This is a genomic window from Subtercola sp. PAMC28395 (assembly GCF_018889995.1).
Classification (GTDB): domain Bacteria; phylum Actinomycetota; class Actinomycetes; order Actinomycetales; family Microbacteriaceae; genus Subtercola.
Genome location: NZ_CP076547.1, coordinates 1199730 through 1218171, shown reverse-complemented (window position 1 = coordinate 1218171; position 18442 = coordinate 1199730). Strand labels below are relative to the sequence as shown.

Genomic DNA, 18442 nt, shown 5'->3' with positions numbered 1-18442 from the left:
GGCCGAGTTGCGTCAGCGGCCGGTGCCGGCGTGCACGATGGCCTCTTCTTCGCCGTCGAGCCCGAAGGCGGTGTGAACGACACGGAGGGCGTCGTTCACGGTGTCGGCGCGGGTGACGACCGAGATGCGGATCTCGCTGGTGGAGATCATCTCGATGTTGATGCCGGCCTCGTAGAGCGCGGTGAAGAGTTTGGCTGAGACGCCGGCGTTGGTGCGCATGCCGGCACCGACGAGGGCGAGCTTGCCGATCTGGTCGTCGTACTGCAGGCTTGCGAACCCGACTTCGGACTGCTCGGCCGTCAGGGTGGTGAGCACGGTCTGCCCGTCAGACTTCGGAAGCGTGAACGAGATGTCAGTGAGGCCGGTGGATGCTGCACTGACGTTCTGCACGATCATGTCGATGTTCGCGCCGGTCTTGGCGACGATGTTGAAGATCTGCGCTGCCTTGCCGGGAATGTCGGGCACGCCGACGACGGTGATCTTGGCCTCACTGAGGTCGGTGGCAACGCCGGCGATGAGTGGCTCTTCCACGGTGGTCTCGCTCTTCTGTGTGGGGTTCGAGGGGTCTGGACTCTGGACGGGGATCGTACCGGTGCTCGTGCGCACGGCCGCGGCGATCGACTCTTCTGTGGCGCTCTCGTTGAAGACGATGGTGCCTTCGTTGTTGTTGAACGACGAGCGCACGTGCAGGGTCACCCCGTGACGGCGGGCATATTCCACCGCGCGAATATAGAGGACCTTGGCCCCGTTGGCGGCGAGTTCGAGCATCTCTTCGCTCGAGATGCGGTCGATCTTGTGCGCGCGGGGCACGACGCGCGGGTCTGCCGTGTAGATGCCGTCGACGTCGGTGTAGATCTCGCACACGTCGGCGTCGAGAGCAGCGGCGAGGGCGACGGCGGTGGTGTCAGACCCGCCGCGGCCGAGGGTGGTGATGTCACCGGTTCCCCGGTTGAATCCCTGGAAGCCGGCGACGATCGCGATGGCGCCTTCGTCGAGCGCGTCGCGGACGCGGCCCGGAGTCACGTCGACGATGCGGGCCTGGCCGTGCCGGGCATCCGTGATCATGCCGGCCTGGCTGCCGGTGAACGACCGGGCGTCGTGGCCCATGCTCTTGATCGCCATGGCGAGCAGGGCCATGGAGATGCGCTCGCCGGCGGTGAGCAGCATGTCGAGTTCGCGGGGGGCCGGAATCGGCGTCACCTGGTGCGCGAGGTCGAGCAGTTCGTCGGTGGAGTCGCCCATGGCGCTCACGGCCACGACGACCTCGTTGCCGGCCTTGCGGGTCTCGACGATGCGCTTGGCGACCCGCTTGATGCTCTCGGCATCGGCGACGGATGATCCGCCGTACTTTTGCACGATCAAACTCACTCGGTGGCTCCTGGGGTGTGGTGCGGAGGGGTGTGCGGCGATGGGAGCTCGGGAGCCCTCGGTGCCGCGCCTGCGGTACAGACACGCGATTATCAAGTGTAGTTGTGCGGGGGCGAGAGGATTCTGCATGAGCGGGCCACTTAAGGGCGAGGCGGCGGCTTGCCGGGTCGCCCACGAGGGTGAAGAGTCGTGCGCCCCGGAGGGCTGAGGAGCCGTGGCAGCGAAGCGAACCGGGGCTGTCAGGCAAACGCACGCGTGGCCTCACGACACGTTCACGAAATGTGCGCCAGCTATGGTTCGAGCCACGGTGGCGCTCGTGGCCTGCGCGCGACCGTGAGGGCTCGAGAATCTGGGGCCTGATCATCCAGAACCAACCTGAACGTGAATCGACCCCACCGGAGGAAAGCATCATGAGTGGAGCAGCACCCGTTGTACGAAATCTGGCCGATCTGCCTGGTTACCTGATCAGCACGGGCGACACGGTGGTGCTGGCCGAGCTCGCGGGCCCCGCGCAGGGAAGTTCTACCAGCGTCTTTCTCGAGATCTGGGAGCCCGGCGGTGCGCAGCCGCTCAACTCGCACGCGGAGTCGGCCGAGATCTTCATCGTGTTGGCGGGATCGGCCGAGGCGCACTCCGATGACGCAGTGCTGCCGTTGAGGCCGGGGGATGTTCTGACGCTGCAGCCCGGTTCGGAGCACCGCATCGTGAATGCGTCGGCGACCGAGAAGCTCTACACGATCACGATAATGGCGAACGACGGCGGCTTCGCGGCGCTGGTGACAGGCGGCACGAGGGTTCCGCTCGCGGCGGCCGACCTCGACGTGCTCGTGCGGGGGCTCTCCGCGTCGGCGTGAGCGGCTTGCGACAGTGACGAGGTGGCCGGCCACGGCGCGATCGAATCTCGGCCTCGACGTCGGCATTCCGCCGTCTGAGCGGGACTCTGGGGTTGCCGCTCCCCTCAGTAACGCCAACTGGCTTAGCCTGATTCACTCGGCCGACCAAAGCGCCGGCACGATCGTACGATCGTGGCCGGACCGGCCTGCGCGAAGGGGCCCAGTCAGGCGCGAGGCTTGGCCAGGTCGATCAGGGCGAGGTCGGCGCCGCGGGAGCCGATGAGGCAGAGCCCGACGGGGAGGGTGCCTGAGCGTCCGTACGGGAGGGTGAGGGCCGGCAGGCCCGACAGCGACGAGAGGCAGGTGAGGCGGAGGGTCGCCGCACGCACGCGGTCGATCTCGGCTGGATCGGCGCTAAGGCTGGGCGCGCCGCTGGAGGTCGAAGGCAGGGCGAGGGCCGACCCCGGGGGGATGGCCGCGTCGAGGGTGCGGGTGGCGCGGTCGAGGGTGGCCCGGGCATCCGATGCTTCGTCGTCGGTGATCGTGCTCGCGACACGGAACCGGTCGGCGATGGCAGGGTCGAGAGCGTCGGGGTTGGCTGTGACGAATTCGGCATCGGCCTGCCAGGCTTCGTACTGCTGCACGACGCGGAACGCTGTGAACCACGCGTCGAGGTCGTCGGGTGAAAGGGGGAAGTGCGGGGTTGCGGCACCTGCATCGACAACCGGAACCCCTGAATTGAGCGAGAGCGCGCGCAGGGCGCTGGCGAACGTCAGCTGCGTGGGTGCGTCGGCGAGGGCGACGAGTGTCTGGTCGACGATGATCCGGATGATCGGGGCCGGCGCCCGTTCGGGCACCATGCCTGGGGTGATGCCAGAGGTCGTCGGCGCAGCCAGGGGCGGCGAAATCTGCTCGGCCGGGGTTGTAGGTGCGGTTGCGGCGGCCGCACCACCACGGGTGTCGCTCACCAGGAAAGCGCCGCCGCCCGTTGCGAGGATCGCCGCCGCGCCAGCTTCGAGGGTCGCAAGGTCGCGGGCGAGTACACCGACGGTGTCGAAACTCGGCGCCAGCGGGATGAGCCGCTCGCGCGAGACGGCGCCGTGCGTCGTTCGAAGACCGTAGAGCCCGGTGTAGGAGCCAGGCACCCGGATCGACCCGGCCGTGTCTGTGCCGAGCCCGAGGTCGGCGAGGCCGAGTGCGACCGCAGAGGCTGGACCGCTCGTCGACCCGCCAGAGATGTGGCCGGGTGCAGCGGGGTTGGGAGGCGTACCGAAGTGCACGTTCGCGCCGGCGATGGAGAACGCCAACTCGTCGGTCTGGGCGAGCCCCGTGATCTCGGCGCCGGCGTCGATGAGCGCCTGCACGGCGGGTGCGGTTACAGTTTCGGGTGCCCGGCCAGTGGCGAAAGTGGGGTTTCCGGCACCGATGATCTCGCCGTCGATGGCGAACAGGTCTTTGACGGCGACCCGGATGCCCTGCAGTGCGCCCGCGTTGGCCGATGCCGCACCGGTGCCCGTGCCGGCTTCGGTCGCTGATGCTCCGCCAGCGGCGCGCAACGGGCGTCGCTGTTCGGGGGTCGCCCAGATGGCGCGCTCCTCCGCCTCGGTCAGCGCAATCTTCGACCCTCCGGACGCGGCGCCCAGCGCTACTCCCGCCGCGGTCGAAACGTGCGCGACGGCGACCGCCCACGGGGACTCCGCGTCGGCGCGCTGCCACAACTGGGTCTGGGTGCCGGTGCCGGAGTCGTCGCGCACCGTCTCAGCGACGATGACCGCTGAATTCTCGTCGATCGGTCGCACGTGCACCCGCCGGAGGTACCGCTGCGGAACCGCAGGGCGGGCAGCCCTGAATTCGGCGATGGCGTCATGGCCGACCAGCGCGGCTCCCCCGTCGCTGCGCACGGTTTCGAGCGAGTCCGCGAAGAGGGCGTCGAGCTCCACAACATCATTCGTCATCAGCGCACGTTCGTAGCGCCAGAAGGCGGCGAGCAGTGTGGAATCGCCGAGCAGGAAGTCGTTGGTCATCGGGCTCTCTTCTGGTTCGGGCTCCGGCGCAGCGGCTGGTGTGGCTGGCATGGCCGCCGGCTGTGCGGCATCCGTGCCGCCCGGCAACAGAGGGCGGCCGGGCGTCGGCGGGCGCCAGCGCATCAACAGCCCTTACTTCTCGACGAGGCGCCGACCCTCGAACGCTCGCCCGAGGGTCACCTCGTCGGCATATTCGAGGTCGCCCCCCACGGGGAGGCCAGAGGCGAGGCGCGTCACTCGGATCTCGAGCGTCGTGAGCAGCCGCGACAGGTAGGTCGCGGTCGCCTCTCCTTCGAGGTTCGGGTCTGTCGCAATGATGACTTCTTCGACTGTCGCGTCTGCGAGTCGCTGCATCAGCTCACGAATGCGAAGGTTGTCGGGCCCGATTCCGTCGATCGGGCTGATTGCGCCGCCGAGCACGTGATACAGCCCGCGAAACTCCCGGGTGCGCTCGATGGCGACAACGTCTTTGGCCTCCTCGACCACGCAGATCACATTCTGTGAGCGCCGCGGATCCCGGCAGATCGAGCACGTGTCCTGCTCGGAGACGTTGCCGCAGATCGAGCAGAAGTGCACCTTGTCGCGCACTTCGATCAACACCTCGGCGAGCCGGGTGACGTCGAAACTCTCGGTCTGCAAAATGTGAAAAGCGATGCGCTGGGCAGACTTCGGCCCGATGCCGGGCAGCCGACCGAGTTCATCGATCAGTTCCTGGATGATTCCTTCATACATGTGCTCTGCCGCCTAGCTGTCTCTGCCGGGCACTGCGCCAGGGTTGCTGCGCGGAGCGACGGGCCGCTCCTCGATGAAACTGGCCCCGAGAATCTCACGCACGACCGCCTCGCCATACCGCTCCTTCTCGCCGAAGCGGGGGCCGGATGATCGGGGCTCCCCCGCCGCACGCGACCCCGTCGATCCGCCAGAACGGGGCGCCGTCGGTGGAGTTGCACCTGGCCGGGCTGGTGGCGGAGTCGTGCCGCGGGGAGCTTGCGCCGAAGGTGCGTTGCGGGTCGATGTCGCCGGCTCGGTTGCTGGCGCAGCGCTGCCTCGCGCCGCATTCGCATTCGCATTCGTGACCGGCCTGGCACGCGGCGCCGAGTCGCTCGGATCCCAGTCGGTCGGCCCAGCGTCGATCGGAATTTCGCTGGAAGGGTCGGCCCAGGCTGCAGCGACACTGGATTCGTCGTAGTCGGGAATGTCGCCTTCGGGGATGTCGTCAGGAAGGTCGTCTGGCACGAAATCCGGAATGTCTGCAGTGGGGTCGGGCGAGCTGGAGCCTGGGCGCACGGAACTGCCCGGCCTACCCGCTGCCTTCTGCGCGGGCCGCTCCGCCTCGTAGTGAGCGGCCCCGCGTGACGACGGTCGCCCCGACTGGCTCTGGTCTGGCGATCGGTTCTGGCCCGGTGCCTGGTTCGGATTCGGGATGCTCACGGGAATTGCTCCCGCGCGCAGGGGTTCGTCGCCCGGCTCGGGTGCAGAGGTGGGGATGGCAACGGTCGGCCACAAGGCGCGGCCCGAGCCGCCAGGTGTTCCAGCGCGAGTTGGTGCGCCAGCAGGCGCTCTGCCAGTTGAGGTGGAGCCAGTTGAGGCCGGGCGAGCCGGTCTCGAACCAGTCGACGCGGGGCGAGACGATCCTGAACCGGTCGACGCCGGGCGGGCGGCCGTTGCCGGGGGCGTTGCGCCCCCGGGTGCCGGGATCTGCGGCCCTGTGCCTCCCTGCGCCCGACCGGCGGGCCCCGCGGAAGGCTGCCCCGATGCAGGCTGGGTCGACGCAGCTGGGGTCGACACAGTCGGGGTCGACGCACTCGGGGTCGACGCACTCGGGGCTGACGCAGCTGGGGCCGACGCACCCGGCATAGACGCACTCGGCACCGAAGCACTTGGCACAGAACCAGTGGGCACAGAAGCAGTGAGCACAGAAGCATTCGGCGCTGACACGCTGGAAGTCGGCGGGTTTGACGGTGCCTGCGGGGCAGCTGGGCCTCCCCCGACTCCTCCACCCGCGACGTCGACCCTCGCGATGAACTTCACGCGTAGACCGATGATCTCGAGGATCGCCTGGCGGAGGTACTCGCTGACCCCCTGACCGGGCGCCTGTTGCTCTTTGAAGCTCGCGACGTCGTTCTCGCTCGGAAAGCTCAGGGTGAGCACGTCGCCCGCGAGGGCGCGGACCGAGGCGGTGTAGACGACCATCCATGCCGTGCGCTTGGCCTCCTGGACCGCTTCGAGAACTTCGGGCCAGGCGTCGCGCAGCTGTTCGAGCGTGACCTCGCCGGGAACGGCGGCTGCAACGGGCGCGGGTGAGTGATGATCAGCGAGGGCGGCAGCGAGGGCCTCGTCTTTCGCCGATTCTGGTGCCCCTGCCCCTCGAGCAGCGCCCACTGATGCTGAACCGTCAGCCGGGCCCGCCGCCTGAACCTGTGTTGCCTGCACCCGCCCGCCCGAGGCCTGGGTGTGCTGCGCCGGTGCCGCCGGTGCCTGCGCCTGGCCGCCCGGCGCCCGAGTGTCTGAAGCCTGGGTGTCCGGCGTCTGTCCCGCCGTTGCCCGCGCGTCTTTGTCACCGTCTCGGCTCCCAGAAACGACCGCCCCACCAACAGCTGTAGCAGGATCTGCTGCTCCAACTGCCGCCGCAGCAGCCGAAGCTGTACCAGCTGACGATGCAACAGCGAGGGGGGCGCCATCGACGCCCACGCGCCGCTCGAGGCGCTCGACCCGGGCCAGCGCCCCGCGAGCGGTGTCGTCGCTCGCCGGAACCAGCACCCGCGCGATCATGAGCTCGAGGTGCAGCCTCGGCGACGTCGCCCCGGTCATCTCGGTGAGGGCAGCGTTGACGATGTCGGCTGTGCGCGAGAGCTCGGCCGTGCCGAAGAGCGTCGCCTGCTGCTGCATCTGAAGCAGGTCGTCTTGCGGCATTCCGCGCAGCACCGCAGAGGCGTTCTCGGCCGTCGCCGCCACGATGATCACATCGCGCAGTCGCTCGAGCAGGTCTTCGACGAAGCGGCGGGGGTCTTGACCGGTCTGGATGACCCGATCGACAGCCCCGAACGCCGCCGCAGAATCGTGCGCGCCAAGTGCGTCGACCACTTCACCGAGCAGTGAGGAGTGCGTGTACCCGAGCAGCGCCACGGCCCGCTCGTACTCGATGCGGTTGCTCTCGGAGCCCGCGATGAGCTGGTCGAGCAGCGAGAGCGTGTCGCGGGCAGAGCCGCCCCCGGCCCGCACCACGAGGGGCAATACTCCCGGAGCCGCAGCGACACCCTCGATCTCGCACAGGGCCTGGACGTATTCGAGCAGCTGTGCAGGCGGGATGAGCCGGAAGGGGTAGTGGTGTGTGCGCGACCGGATGGTGCCGATCACCTTGTCGGGCTCGGTGGTCGCGAAGATGAACTTGATGTGCTCCGGCGGCTCTTCGACGATCTTCAGCAGGGCATTGAAGCCCTGCGGGGTGACCATGTGCGCCTCGTCGAGGATGAAGATCTTGTAGCGGTCGCGGGCGGGAGCAAAGACGGCACGTTCGCGCAGGTCTCGTGCATCATCCACCCCGTTGTGGCTCGCCGCGTCGATCTCGACGACGTCGAGCGAACCCGAGCCGTCGCGCGACAGTTCGACACAGCTCGGGCAGACGCCGCAGGGTGTGTCGGTGGGGCCCTCTGCGCAATTGAGGCAGCGGGCCAGGATGCGCGCCGAGGTCGTCTTGCCACAGCCACGCGGGCCGGAGAAGAGGTACGCGTGGTTCACACGGTTGGTTCGCAGCGCGGTCATCAACGGCTCAGTGACCTGTGACTGGCCGATCATCTCGCCGAACGTCTCAGGTCTGTAGCGGCGGTAGAGGGCTGTGACCATGGCACCAATCGTATCCGTCGCCGCCGACACCCGGCCCCGTCAGGGCGAAGCTGTGGAAGGGTTCCACCAATCGTCGGCCCTGAGTGAAACCTCCGCACTAGTCGGTGCGATCGGGCTCAGGGCCGTCGATTGATCGATTTGCGTGCGATACGAAATCTCGGGTTGTCGGATGCCCGGCTCAACCCGCGCGAACAAGACGGATTCCCGGTGCATCCTGCGCACAAACCGACGAACGTCAGCCCAACCGGCGCGCTATTCGGCTCGGAGCCGCCCAGGTTCGTCCGTTTTTGCGGAAATGCAGGACGAGGAGGAGGGCAGCAGCACTTCTGCGCCGGGCACTGGGCGCGTGTCAGGCGAGAGCCGCAGCCGCCGTGGCCGGCGCGTTCGCCTCGGCGAGCCCCTCCCCGAGAATCTTCAGCAGGCGCGGCGAATCGAGCTGCGGCAGCACGGCCTCGATGAGCACAAGCTTGTCTGGCGTGCGCGCGGCGAGGGCCAGGGCATCCGCCAGCTCGGCCGCCGTGGTCGCCGTGGCGGTCACCGCGCGGTCGGCGGCACCGAACGCGGCGGGCAGGGCCGTCCAGTTCCACGGCGTCACATCCTGGTAGACCGCGTTCGGGCTCTGGATTGCCCGCTCGATCGTGTACCCCGCGTTGTTCAGCACGACGATCACCGGCGTGAGCCCGCGGTGCAGGATGCTCGCCAACTCCTGCACTGTGAGCTGCGCCGACCCGTCCCCGATCAGCAGAACGGCGCGCTTCTCCGGTGCCGCGATGCAGGCGCCGAGAGTTGCCGGCAGCGTGAAGCCGATCGATGACCAGACCGGCTGCCCCAGCAGGTCGCAGTTGTCGGGCAGGGTGAGGTCGACCGCACCGAAGAATGCCGTGCCGGCCTCGGCGATGACCGTCGTGTTCGGGGTGAGAAAGCCCTGGATCTGCGGCCAGAAGCTCGCGTGCGTGAGTTCGGCGTTGCCCGAATCCTCGGGTGCGACCGCCCCGATCGCATCTCCGGTGGGCCCAGCGCCCGACTCGTCGACGCAACCATCGGCGGCATCACGGGCGACGTCGATGGGTGGCAGGTGGTCGAGCCGGGCATCCTGAAGCACCTTGTTGAGCACGCGCAGGGAGTCTTCGAGCTGCACGCCGAAGAACGTCGCCTCGCCGACCCGCGCCCACGTCATAGCCAGCTCGACGGCCTGTTCGGGGTCGAAGCGGTGGGTGAAGAAGCCGGTCAGCAGGTCGCTCATGATCGTTCCGGCGAGTACGAGCAGTGGAGCGTCATCGATGGCGCGGCGGGCTGCCTCCACGCGGGTGTGGGCACCGATGTAGGTTCCGATGCTCGCGGGGTGCGACTCGTCGAGAATCGCCTTCGAGCCGCTCTGGGTGGCGACGTAGACGCCCGGTGCGTCGGCAATGCACCGGATGACCGGCTCCAGTTGCCGCCGGTGAACCCGCGGCCCCACCAGCAGACTGACGCTCTGGGCGGAGAACACCGCCCCGCGCAGAGCAGCTGCGAAACGCTCGAGCTGCCGGTCGTTGCTGCCGAAAGGAGCGAGAGGCTCGCGCAGGTTCGCAGCCGACACCGTCGCGACGGCAACGTCGGCGGGAACGCCGATGTAGACGGGCTTCGACTCGTTGAGCGCGGTGAGCAGAATGCGGTCGATGTCGGCAGGGGCGGTCGCCGTTCTGACGACGACGGATGCCGCAGTCACCTGGTCGTAGGCGCGCACGAAGTGTTCGAAGTCGCCATCGGCGAGCGTGTGGTGAAGCAGGGCGCCCGCCGTCTGGGCGGAGGTCTGGGGCATTCCCGTGATCTGCACGACGGGCACGTCTTCGGCGAAACTGCCGGCCACACCGTTGATCGCGGAGAGCTCGCCGACACCGAAGGTAGTGACGACGGCACCGATGCCGCGGCGGATGCGAGCGTACCCATCGGCGGCGTAGGCAGCATTGAGTTCGTTGGTCGCACCGACCCACTCTGTGCCCTCAACGGCAAGCATCTCGTCGAGCAGGCTGAGGTTGAAGTCTCCGGGCAGGCCGAAGAGGTGCGGGGCACCGAGCTGCACAAGACGGGTCGCGAGATACGCACCGACCGTGACGCGAGCGGGAGCAGGGCGGTTGGGCACGGTCTGGGCGAAGTCACTGGTCATACCGACAAGTAGAGATGTACCAAGCGAATTGCGCAATCGACTGTATTCTTGTTGATCAGATTGATCAGTATTCTGAAGCCCTATGCGCAGGAAGTTCGCACTATGCCCGACATCGATGCCACCGACCGTCGCATCCTTCGAGCGCTCGACGACGACCCACGGGCACCCGTGCTGTTACTCGCCCAGCGACTGGGCCTCGCGAGGGGAACGATCCAGGCCCGGCTCGATCGCCTGACGCGCTCCAACTCGCTGCTCGCACACAGCGTGCGGGTGGAGTCGGCGGCGCTCGGGCTCCCCATTCGCGCGTTCGTGACGGCGGAGGTCGACCAGGACACGTTCGACCAGACGATTCACGCTCTTGCGGGCATCCGCGAGGTGATCGAGTGCTCGGCCATCGCTGGCGCCGACGACATCATCTGCCAGGTCGTCGCCCGCGACCCGGATGATCTGTACGAAGTGGGGCAGGCGATCCTCCGTTGCCCGGGCATCCGTCGCACCGCCACGTCGATCGTGCTCCGTCAGCTCATGCCGCACCGCATGGCGCAGCTGCTCGACGACTGACGCGCGAGGCGAACGGAGGCCGGCCCCATGGTGGTGCAGGTATGCGCCGAGGTCAACGTGCTGTCGAGACCGCAGAGTCAGACCGCGGCAAGGGCCTGGCGGGCGATCTCCAGCTCTTCATTGGTGGGGACGACGAGCACGGCGATGGCCGAGTCGTCTGCAGAGATACGGCGAGGGCCACGCTCGGGTGAGGCGTTGCGTTCAGGGTCGATGCGGATTCCGAGGAACTCGAGGCCCTCGAGCGCCCCGGCACGAACCGCCGGGCTGTTCTCGCCGACGCCGGCGGTGAAGACGATCACGTCTGCCCCGCCGAGGCCGGCCAGGTAGGCGCCAACGTAGTGCTTGAGCCGGTGGAGATACACCGAGAGGCCGACGATCGCCGCCTCGTCACCCGCATCGGCGGCGGCGACGACGTCACGCATGTCGCCCCTGCCCGTCATGCCGCGGAGACCACTCGAGCGGTTCAGAAGAGTGTCGAGTTCGGCGAAACCGAGGCCGGCCTTGCGGTTGAGGTAGATGAGTACGGCCGGGTCGAGGTCACCCGAGCGTGTGCCCATGACAAGGCCTTCGAGAGGCGTGAGACCCATGGATGTGTCGACAGAGATTCCCCCGTCGACCGCGCACGCCGAGGCACCGTTGCCGAGGTGGAGCACGATCATCTTGAGTTCTGACAGCGGGCGCGCGAGGAACTCCGCGGCGGCCTCGGAGACGAACTTGTGCGAGGTGCCGTGGAACCCGTACTTGCGCACCCGATTCTTCTCGGCGATCTCGGCATCGATCGCGTAGGTGTATGCGGCAGCCGGAAGTGTGGCATGGAACGCTGTGTCGAACACAGCGACCTGCGGGACTCCGGGGAAGACAAGTTCGGCGGCGTCGATGCCCTGCAGGTTGGCAGGGTTGTGCAACGGTGCGAGCTCAGCAAGGTCGTCGATGTTGATCTTCACGAGATCGTTCACGATCGTGGCCCCGAAGAATCGCTTGCCGCCGTGCACGACCCGGTGCCCGACGACCACCGGCGGAAACTCGGTGAGCGAGGGGCCGTGTGCGTCGAACGCCGCGACCATGGCGGTGAAGGCCTCGGTCATTGTCGCGACGGGGAGGTCGCGTTTGTGGCTTTCACCCGAGACCTCATGTTTCGTCGAGGCAACCTTCTCCCCGATGCGCTCCACCAGCCCGCTCGCGAGTACCGACTCTGTCGCCATCTCGATGAGCTGGTATTTGAGCGACGACGAGCCGCTGTTGATGACGAGTACGGCACTCATACGGTCTGCTCCTGTTCGGCGATCTGCTGCTGCGCAGCTTCGAGGGGTTTTGCAGCGTCATGGGACTGTGCAGGGTTCGACTGCGGGATGGCGGCGAGCTCCTCCGGTACCGAATACCCGCCGACGGTCGTCACTTCGCCTGTCGCGGCCTGGATCGCCGTGATGGCGATGGTGTTGACGATGTCTGCCACCAGCGCCCCCCGCGACAGGTCGTTGATGGGTTTGTTGAGGCCCTGGAGCACCGGCCCGACGGCGACGGCCCCCGCACTCCGCTGCACCGCCTTATAGGTGTTGTTGCCTGTGTTGAGGTCGGGAAAGATGAACACCGTCGCACGCCCAGCCACCGACGATTCCGGCATCTTCGCTGCGGCGACAGCAGCGTCGGCTGCGGCGTCATACTGGATCGGCCCCTCGACGAGCAGGTCAGGGCGGCGCGAGCGCACCAACTCGGTCGCTGTTCGCACCTTCTCGACGTCGGCGCCCATTCCCGAGGCGCCTGTCGAATACGAGAGCATCGCAACGCGCGGCTCGATACCGAACTGGGTCGCCGTCTCGGATGACGAGATGGCGATGTCGGCGAGCTGCTCGGCCGTCGGGTCGGGAATGACGGCGCAGTCACCGTAGACCAGCACCCGGTCGGCGAGCGCCATCAGGAACACACTCGACACCACAGAGACACCGGGCCGCGTCTTGATGATCTCGAACGCCGGCCGAATGGTGTGGGCCGTCGTGTGCGCCGCACCCGACACCATTCCGTCGGCCATGCCGAGGTGAACCATCATCGTGCCGAAGTACGACACATCGGTCACGGTGTCGCGCGCCATGTCGAGCGTGATGCCGCGATGCGACCGGATGCTCGCGTACTCCTCTGCGAAACGCTCACGCAGTGCGGGGTCGAACGGGCTGACGATGACCGCTGCGTCGAGGTTCACCCCCAGGCTCGTTGCGCGCCCGCGGATCTCTTCTTCGTCGCCGAGGATGGTGAGGCGGGCGATGCCCCGGGTGAGAACGGTGCCCGCTGCACGGAGGACCCGGTCATCCGTGCCCTCTGGGAGCACGATGTGCTGCTTCGCCGCACGTGCCCGGTCGATGAGGCCGTATTCGAACATGAGCGGGGTGATCACCGTCGAGGTGCTCACATCGAGCAGTTCGAGGAGCCTGCTGCCATCGACGTACCCTTCGAAGAGAGCGAGCGCACTGTCGTACTTACGCTGGGAGTCGGCGGCCAGTCGACCGCGCGTGCCGGTGATGCGCACGGCTGTGTCGTAGGTGCCGAGCGGAGTCGTGATGATCGGGATGGTGGGCGCCAGGCCATCGATCAGCCGCTGGATGGGTTCGGGAAGCTCGAATCCGCCGTTCAGGATGATGCCGGAGAGGCTGGGGAAGGTCGCCGATGCATTGGCCATCAGCGCTGCCAGCAGCACTTCGGTGCGGTCGGCGGCGATCACGATGACCGCCCCTTCGCTGAGGCGCGGAAGCACGTTCACCATCGACATGCCTGCAACCACCACACCGAGGGCTTCGCGGCCGAGCAGCCTCGCGTCGCCCTTGATCATGGTGCCACCGATGGACTCGAGCACATTCGTCATGCTGGGAGCTACCAGGATGCGATCTTCGGGAATCGACCAGATGGGAACGCGGCTGTCGGTTGCCGCCCAGAAGGTTTCTCCCATGGCACGGGCGATCGCGTCGCGGATCTTCTCGAGGTTCTCGGGGTCGGCACGATTGGCGACGACGGCGACAAGGGTGGCGTGTGCGGCCTTCAGCTCGACGAGGGCGAGCTCGGCGATCTGGCGCATGTCGTCTGGTGATCGCGGTTCTGAGTGCCCCAGGGTCTCTGACGACCCCTGCCCGGCGCGGCCGCCGAGCACGAGGAGCACGGGAGCCCCGAGGTTCGCAGCGATGCGGGCGTTGAACGAGAGCTCGGAGGGGCTACCGACGTCGGTGTAGTCCGAACCGAGGATGACGACAGAATCGCACAGTCGCTCGACGTCTTTGTAGCGCTCAACGATGCGCGACAGTGCAGCCTCGGGGTCGGTGTGCACGTCGTCGTAGGTGACCCCGATGGTCTGCTCGTAACTCAGGCCGGACCCGTGGTGGGCGAGCATCATCTCGAGAACATAGTCGCGCTCGTTCACCGAGCGCGCAATCGGACGGAAGACACCGACACGCCCGGCGGAACGACCGAGGATCTCGAGCACGCCCACCGCAATGGTCGACTTGCCGGAATGACCCTCTGCGGAGGTGATGTAGATACTGCGCGCCACGCTGCTCCTTATGCGAGAAGACCGCCCGCGCAAACCACATCGCGCTCGACCGGTCGACACCCGTTCTGCGATGCCGGTTCCAGACTAGGGAGTACCGGCTGGGAGCGCACTGCCTGTGCACTGATCATGAACAGTCTGCGGCCTGTGGAGGAGTGGTCTATGGAGGATTCCCTGTGAAACCGCACGCGAACACGGTTGCGGTAACGACGACATGACCCTCAGATGGCGACGTCGACCGGGCAGTGCCACGAACCCGATGTGGGCACAGACGAGAAATGACCCCCCGCGCACCCGCCAGAGCCCGGTTACCCTTGCTGCGTTTCCGCCCTGGGGGAGTTGGCCTGGATGGCGCCACGCGGGGAGCCGACACCGAGTTTAGCAACTCCACCCGCACGCGTCGAACCCCCAACGACCGCCACCTTCTCCCTCACACCCGCCCGCACCTCCCATCGGCCGACTTCACGTCGCATTCCCAGCCGCACGAGAGTTGTATGGAGGCATGAGAATCGCTATTGCCGGAGGTCACGGCGCCATCGCACTGCTCACCGAGAAACGCCTCGCAGAGGCCGGCCACGAGGCGGTGGCGATCATCCGGAACCCCGATCACGCGGCAGACGTGCTCGTCGCCGGCGGCATTCCGGTGGTCATCGACCTCGAAGCAGTGGATGCCCAGACCCTCGCCCGCGACCTGCAGGGTGTCGACGCCGTCGTCTTCGCGGCCGGTGCCGGGCCGGGCTCGAGCGCCGAGCGCAAGTTCAGCGTCGACCGTGACGGCGCCGTACTGCTGGCCGACGCGGCCGAACTGGCGGGCATCCGCCGTTTCGTGCTCATCTCTTCGATGGGGGCTGACGATTGGCAGCCGGACTCCGACGATGTCTTTCAGGTATACCTGCGCGCGAAGGCCGAGGCCGATTCTTCGGTGAAGCTGCGCGATCTGGACTACACGATCATCCGGCCGGGTGGGCTGACAGACGAGGCCGGCACCGGCCTGGTCACGCTCGCCCGGAGCACCGGTCGCGGAACGATTCCGCGCGCCGATGTTGCCGCGATCATCGTCGCTGCGCTGCTCGATGGAACGGGCATCGGGTCGCAGTTCGAGGCGATCGCGGGCGACACGCCCGTAGCCGAGGCCCTGGAGTCGGTGCTCTACTGACGCGCGCGACGCGCTTCGGGGATTGCGGGTAGGATTCTCTTTGGCCGTTTCTGCGTTTGCTGTGCGGCCGACAGGAGAATTCGCCTAGTGGCCTATGGCGCACGCTTGGAAAGCGTGTTGAGTGAAAGCTCTCGCGGGTTCGAATCCCGCATTCTCCGCCAACAGTGACTCCGTCTGACCTGCGGGACTTCTGATGCAGGCCCACCGAACCGGGCTCACAGAAGAAACTCTGAGCGGCGCAATACAGCCGAAACATTCGCACGGCATACTGATGATGCAACGTAAGCCGTTGCGGGCCCACCGGGCCACAAAATCTCGGTGGTGTGTGAGACACGTTGGTGTTTGCACGCACAGCTCGCCGCTTCACGCGTCAGCTCCGTTGCATCACTCCAGCGCCGTCTCGAATTCTGTCAACACCAGACAAGTGAGTAAAGATGACGCTCAGAGTTTCGATCATTGTCGGGAACCCCAAACCCCGGTCGCGCACCCTCAAGGTTGCCGAGACGCTTGTCGAAAAGCTGCTCGCACCAGGAACCTTCGAGACCACGGTGATCGACCTGGCCGACTACACAGACGAGATCTTCGCCTGGCCGAGTGAGACGATGGCGGCCCTGAACGCCGGTGTCGCTGCCAGTGACCTCGCGGTGTTCGCGTCGCCCACCTACAAGGCGACGTACACCGGCCTGCTGAAGGCGTTTCTGGATCGGTACCCGGCAAACGGCCTCGCTGGGGTGACGGCGATCCCGTTGCTGACCGGGGCCGACCTGACCCACTCGATGGGCCCGACGGTCAACCTCGCTCCCCTGCTCGTCGAACTGGGAGCCACCGTTCCCGGCCGCGGTTTCTACTTCATCGCCGGCCAGATGGATCACCTCGACGAGATCGTGCAGGGCGCCGCCGACGAGTACGCCTCGAACCTGAGGCGGCTGGCGGGGATTGCTTCGAGTCTGCAGCCCATCGATCATCCACTTGCCTGACGTTGACCCACATCACAAGGGAGACAACACAATGAACCAGCTCAACACGATCAATCAACACACGGGAACCGCGATCGGCGATGAGATCGACGCTCGGGCATTCCGCAACACACTCGGGCACTACGCCTCGGGCATCACCATCATCGGTGGTCTCGAGACCACCGATGCCGACGGGAACACCCTCGACACCGCAGAGCCCGTCGGCTTCACCTGCCAGTCGTTCTACAGCGTCTCGACCGAGCCGCCCCTGGTGTCGTTCAGCGTGATGCTGAACTCGACCACCTACCCGCGCATTCGGGCGACGGGCAAATTCAGTGTGAACGTGCTGTCGCACGAGCAGCACGAGATCTCGAACCAGTTCGCGCGCAAAGGCACAGACAAGTGGGCCGGTATCGACTGGCTGCCGACACGCGGAGGCAACCCCGTGATCGTCGACACGCTCATGTGGCTCGACTGCGACATCTACGCCGAATACGAAGCCGGCGACCACTACATCGTGATCGGCAAGGTCAATGAGATGAGTTCGGCCGACTGGCACACCGGCCAGCCGCTGCTGTACTTCAAGGGCCAGTACCGGCACCTGCGCGAAATCGACGTCGCTGCGAGCTGAGCCCGGGCGCGCATCGAGTTGACGAGACACGCCCCCTGCAGAGACCCGAAGGGGCGTCTCGCGTCAGGTCGGCGAAAGGCCAAGGGCGTGTCGCGTCAGTCAGGGCAAGACACGAGGGCGTGGCGCGTCGCCGCGCTCGACCACCGGATGATCGCGCGAGGCCGCGCGCAGGGCAGACTGCAGCTCAGCCGAGCTCGCGCTCTGTGATGTCGTCGGAGTGCACCGAGATCCACAGCTCTGCCGCGTGACGGTCGGGCAGCTGCTTCAGCAACTTGCCGTTGACGCTCTCCACCAGGAAGGGACGTTCTCCGTGGCCGTTCTCCTCTCGGATGTTGGCAACGTGCACGTCGCCGATCCAGATCTGTTCCGACTCTTTCGGGGTGTTTGACGTCATGAGGCAACGATACGCAGTCCGGGCAGGGCTTGGGTACCGGCTTTGGTCCCGAGGTCGGTCGAGGGGGTCGCACCCGCGGGGGTGCTCGCATACCCGTAGGTGCGGGCCACTGCGGCGCGGGCATCCGTCGCAGGCCACCCCTCGGTCCTAGAATCGCGGCATGGCGAAGCTACCCGACACCGAGCCCCAGGCGCGCTGGAATCGGCTCGCCACGTGGCCACTCAACGTAGCGGCGATCCTGTTTCTCGTGGCCTTCAGCGTGAAGGTGATCGGCAATGTGCAAGGAGCAGCTCAGACGGGGCTGCTGCTCCTGATGGCCGTAGCCTGGCTCGCATTCACGATCAACTACGTCGCGAACCTCGTGCTTGCCGGGCCGCACCGCAAGAAGTGGTTCATCAAGAACTGGTACCAGCTGGTCATCACGGCCATCCCGGCGCTCAACCCGCTGCGGCTGTTGCGGCTCGTGAACATGGCGAACTTCAGCGGCGGCACGAAGGGGTCGGCGCTGCGTGGTCGGGTGGGCCTGTACGTCTCGTCGACCCTCGTGATGATCCTGTACGTCGGCGCCCTGATGGTTCTGGATGCTGAGCAGAACGCCCCCGGAGCAACCATCGTGTCGATGGGTGACGCCATCTGGTGGGCGATCGTGACTGTGACCACCGTGGGCTACGGCGATTTCGTACCGATCACCGTGCGCGGGCGAATCGTCGCTGCGGGGCTCATGCTCACCGGCGTCGGAGTGATCGGCACGATCACCGGCACCCTGGCTTCGTACCTCGCCGAGCGAACCCGCGCCACCGACAAGGAGACGCACGCGGCGACGGCCCGGCAGGTCTCCGAGTTGAGCGCGCAGATCGCCTCACTCGAGAAGGCGATCACCGACCGCGACGCCTGACGCCTGGTCTCTGCGGCATGACCCCTGAGGCCTGCACATGACTTCCGGGGCCGGGCATCCTCGGCCGTGTCCCCCTTAATGCCGCCTATACAGCCGCGCCCAGGTGATG

The 18442-nt window shown here is 66.9% G+C and carries 15 protein-coding genes, 1 tRNA gene and 1 other RNA gene; 8 read left to right on the top strand and 9 right to left on the bottom strand.

All coding sequences use genetic code 11. From position 1 onward, the window contains the following. Window positions 1-12 precede the first annotated feature (12 nt). Entirely contained in the window at window positions 13-1368 is a 1356-nt protein-coding gene (locus tag KPL76_RS05695; protein ID WP_216335500.1) for an aspartate kinase, read from the bottom strand. Between the two features lie 410 nt (window positions 1369-1778). Here KPL76_RS05695 and KPL76_RS05690 point away from each other — a divergent pair, with 410 nt between their 5' ends. Then, window positions 1779-2222 carry a cupin domain-containing protein gene (locus tag KPL76_RS05690; protein ID WP_216335499.1) on the top strand — a complete coding sequence of 148 codons (444 nt, stop codon included), beginning with the start codon at window positions 1779-1781 and terminating at the stop codon, window positions 2220-2222. A 203-nt stretch (window positions 2223-2425) separates the two neighbouring features. Here the strand turns inward: KPL76_RS05690 and KPL76_RS05685 are convergent, their stop codons facing one another. From KPL76_RS05685 to KPL76_RS05675, 3 genes are all read right to left on the bottom strand, one after another. Continuing rightward, window positions 2426-4276, bottom strand: a complete 1851-nt coding sequence (locus KPL76_RS05685; RefSeq protein WP_216335498.1) for an AtzH-like domain-containing protein — start codon at window positions 4274-4276, stop codon at window positions 2426-2428. An 81-nt stretch (window positions 4277-4357) separates the two neighbouring features. Further along, the gene (recR, locus tag KPL76_RS05680; protein ID WP_205110945.1) at window positions 4358-4957 is read right to left on the bottom strand and encodes a recombination mediator RecR; all 600 of its coding nucleotides are present in this window, start codon (window positions 4955-4957) and stop codon (window positions 4358-4360) included. Between the two features lie 12 nt (window positions 4958-4969). Beyond that, window positions 4970-8068, bottom strand: coding sequence for a DNA polymerase III subunit gamma and tau (locus KPL76_RS05675; RefSeq protein WP_216335497.1), 3099 nt, complete (start codon window positions 8066-8068; stop codon window positions 4970-4972). Between KPL76_RS05675 and KPL76_RS14865 the strand changes: the two genes are divergently transcribed. Next, window positions 8067-8201: a hypothetical protein gene (locus KPL76_RS14865; RefSeq protein ID WP_256438725.1), complete on the top strand. Its 135-nt coding sequence runs from the start codon at window positions 8067-8069 to the stop codon at window positions 8199-8201. The genes KPL76_RS05675 and KPL76_RS14865 overlap by 2 nt on opposite strands. Window positions 8202-8417: 216 nt before the next feature. Here KPL76_RS14865 and KPL76_RS05670 read toward each other — a convergent pair whose 3' ends face one another. Then, window positions 8418-10214 carry an alpha-keto acid decarboxylase family protein gene (locus KPL76_RS05670; protein ID WP_216335496.1) on the bottom strand — a complete coding sequence of 599 codons (1797 nt, stop codon included), beginning with the start codon at window positions 10212-10214 and terminating at the stop codon, window positions 8418-8420. A 102-nt stretch (window positions 10215-10316) separates the two neighbouring features. Between KPL76_RS05670 and KPL76_RS05665 the strand changes: the two genes are divergently transcribed. Continuing rightward, entirely contained in the window at window positions 10317-10775 is a 459-nt protein-coding gene (locus KPL76_RS05665; RefSeq protein WP_216335495.1) for an Lrp/AsnC family transcriptional regulator, read from the top strand. Window positions 10776-10852: 77 nt separating this feature from the next. Here KPL76_RS05665 and KPL76_RS05660 read toward each other — a convergent pair whose 3' ends face one another. The 3 genes from KPL76_RS05660 to ffs form a co-directional block, all read right to left on the bottom strand. Continuing rightward, on the bottom strand, window positions 10853-12037 hold the full coding sequence (locus tag KPL76_RS05660; protein WP_216335494.1) for an acetate/propionate family kinase: 1185 nt from the start codon (window positions 12035-12037) through the stop codon (window positions 10853-10855). Beyond that, window positions 12034-14304 carry a phosphate acetyltransferase gene (pta, locus tag KPL76_RS05655; protein ID WP_216335493.1) on the bottom strand — a complete coding sequence of 757 codons (2271 nt, stop codon included), beginning with the start codon at window positions 14302-14304 and terminating at the stop codon, window positions 12034-12036. The genes KPL76_RS05660 and pta overlap by 4 nt, the downstream gene beginning before the upstream one ends. Before the next feature lie 271 nt (window positions 14305-14575). After that, an RNA gene (gene ffs, locus KPL76_RS05650) (signal recognition particle sRNA small type) lies at window positions 14576-14672 on the bottom strand. 131 nt (window positions 14673-14803) lie between these two features. On the opposite strand from ffs, the gene KPL76_RS05645 reads away from it, so the two are divergent. The 4 genes from KPL76_RS05645 (at window position 14804) to KPL76_RS05630 (ending at window position 17044) form a co-directional block, all read left to right on the top strand. Then, the gene (locus KPL76_RS05645; RefSeq protein ID WP_216335492.1) at window positions 14804-15457 is read left to right on the top strand and encodes an SDR family oxidoreductase; all 654 of its coding nucleotides are present in this window, start codon (window positions 14804-14806) and stop codon (window positions 15455-15457) included. 73 nt (window positions 15458-15530) lie between these two features. Beyond that, window positions 15531-15618, top strand: a tRNA-Ser gene (locus tag KPL76_RS05640). A 273-nt stretch (window positions 15619-15891) separates the two neighbouring features. Further along, window positions 15892-16434, top strand: coding sequence for an NADPH-dependent FMN reductase (locus tag KPL76_RS05635; RefSeq protein ID WP_216335491.1), 543 nt, complete (start codon window positions 15892-15894; stop codon window positions 16432-16434). A gap of 31 nt (window positions 16435-16465) precedes the next feature. Continuing rightward, window positions 16466-17044 (top strand): flavin reductase family protein, encoded by a 579-nt coding sequence (locus KPL76_RS05630; protein WP_216335490.1) that lies wholly within the window; start codon window positions 16466-16468, stop codon window positions 17042-17044. A 184-nt stretch (window positions 17045-17228) separates the two neighbouring features. Here the strand turns inward: KPL76_RS05630 and KPL76_RS05625 are convergent, their stop codons facing one another. Continuing rightward, entirely contained in the window at window positions 17229-17438 is a 210-nt protein-coding gene (locus KPL76_RS05625) for a hypothetical protein (RefSeq protein ID WP_216335489.1), read from the bottom strand. Window positions 17439-17598: 160 nt separating this feature from the next. Between KPL76_RS05625 and KPL76_RS05620 the strand changes: the two genes are divergently transcribed. Then, window positions 17599-18333, top strand: coding sequence for a potassium channel family protein (locus KPL76_RS05620; RefSeq protein WP_216335488.1), 735 nt, complete (start codon window positions 17599-17601; stop codon window positions 18331-18333). Window positions 18334-18442 lie beyond the last annotated feature (109 nt).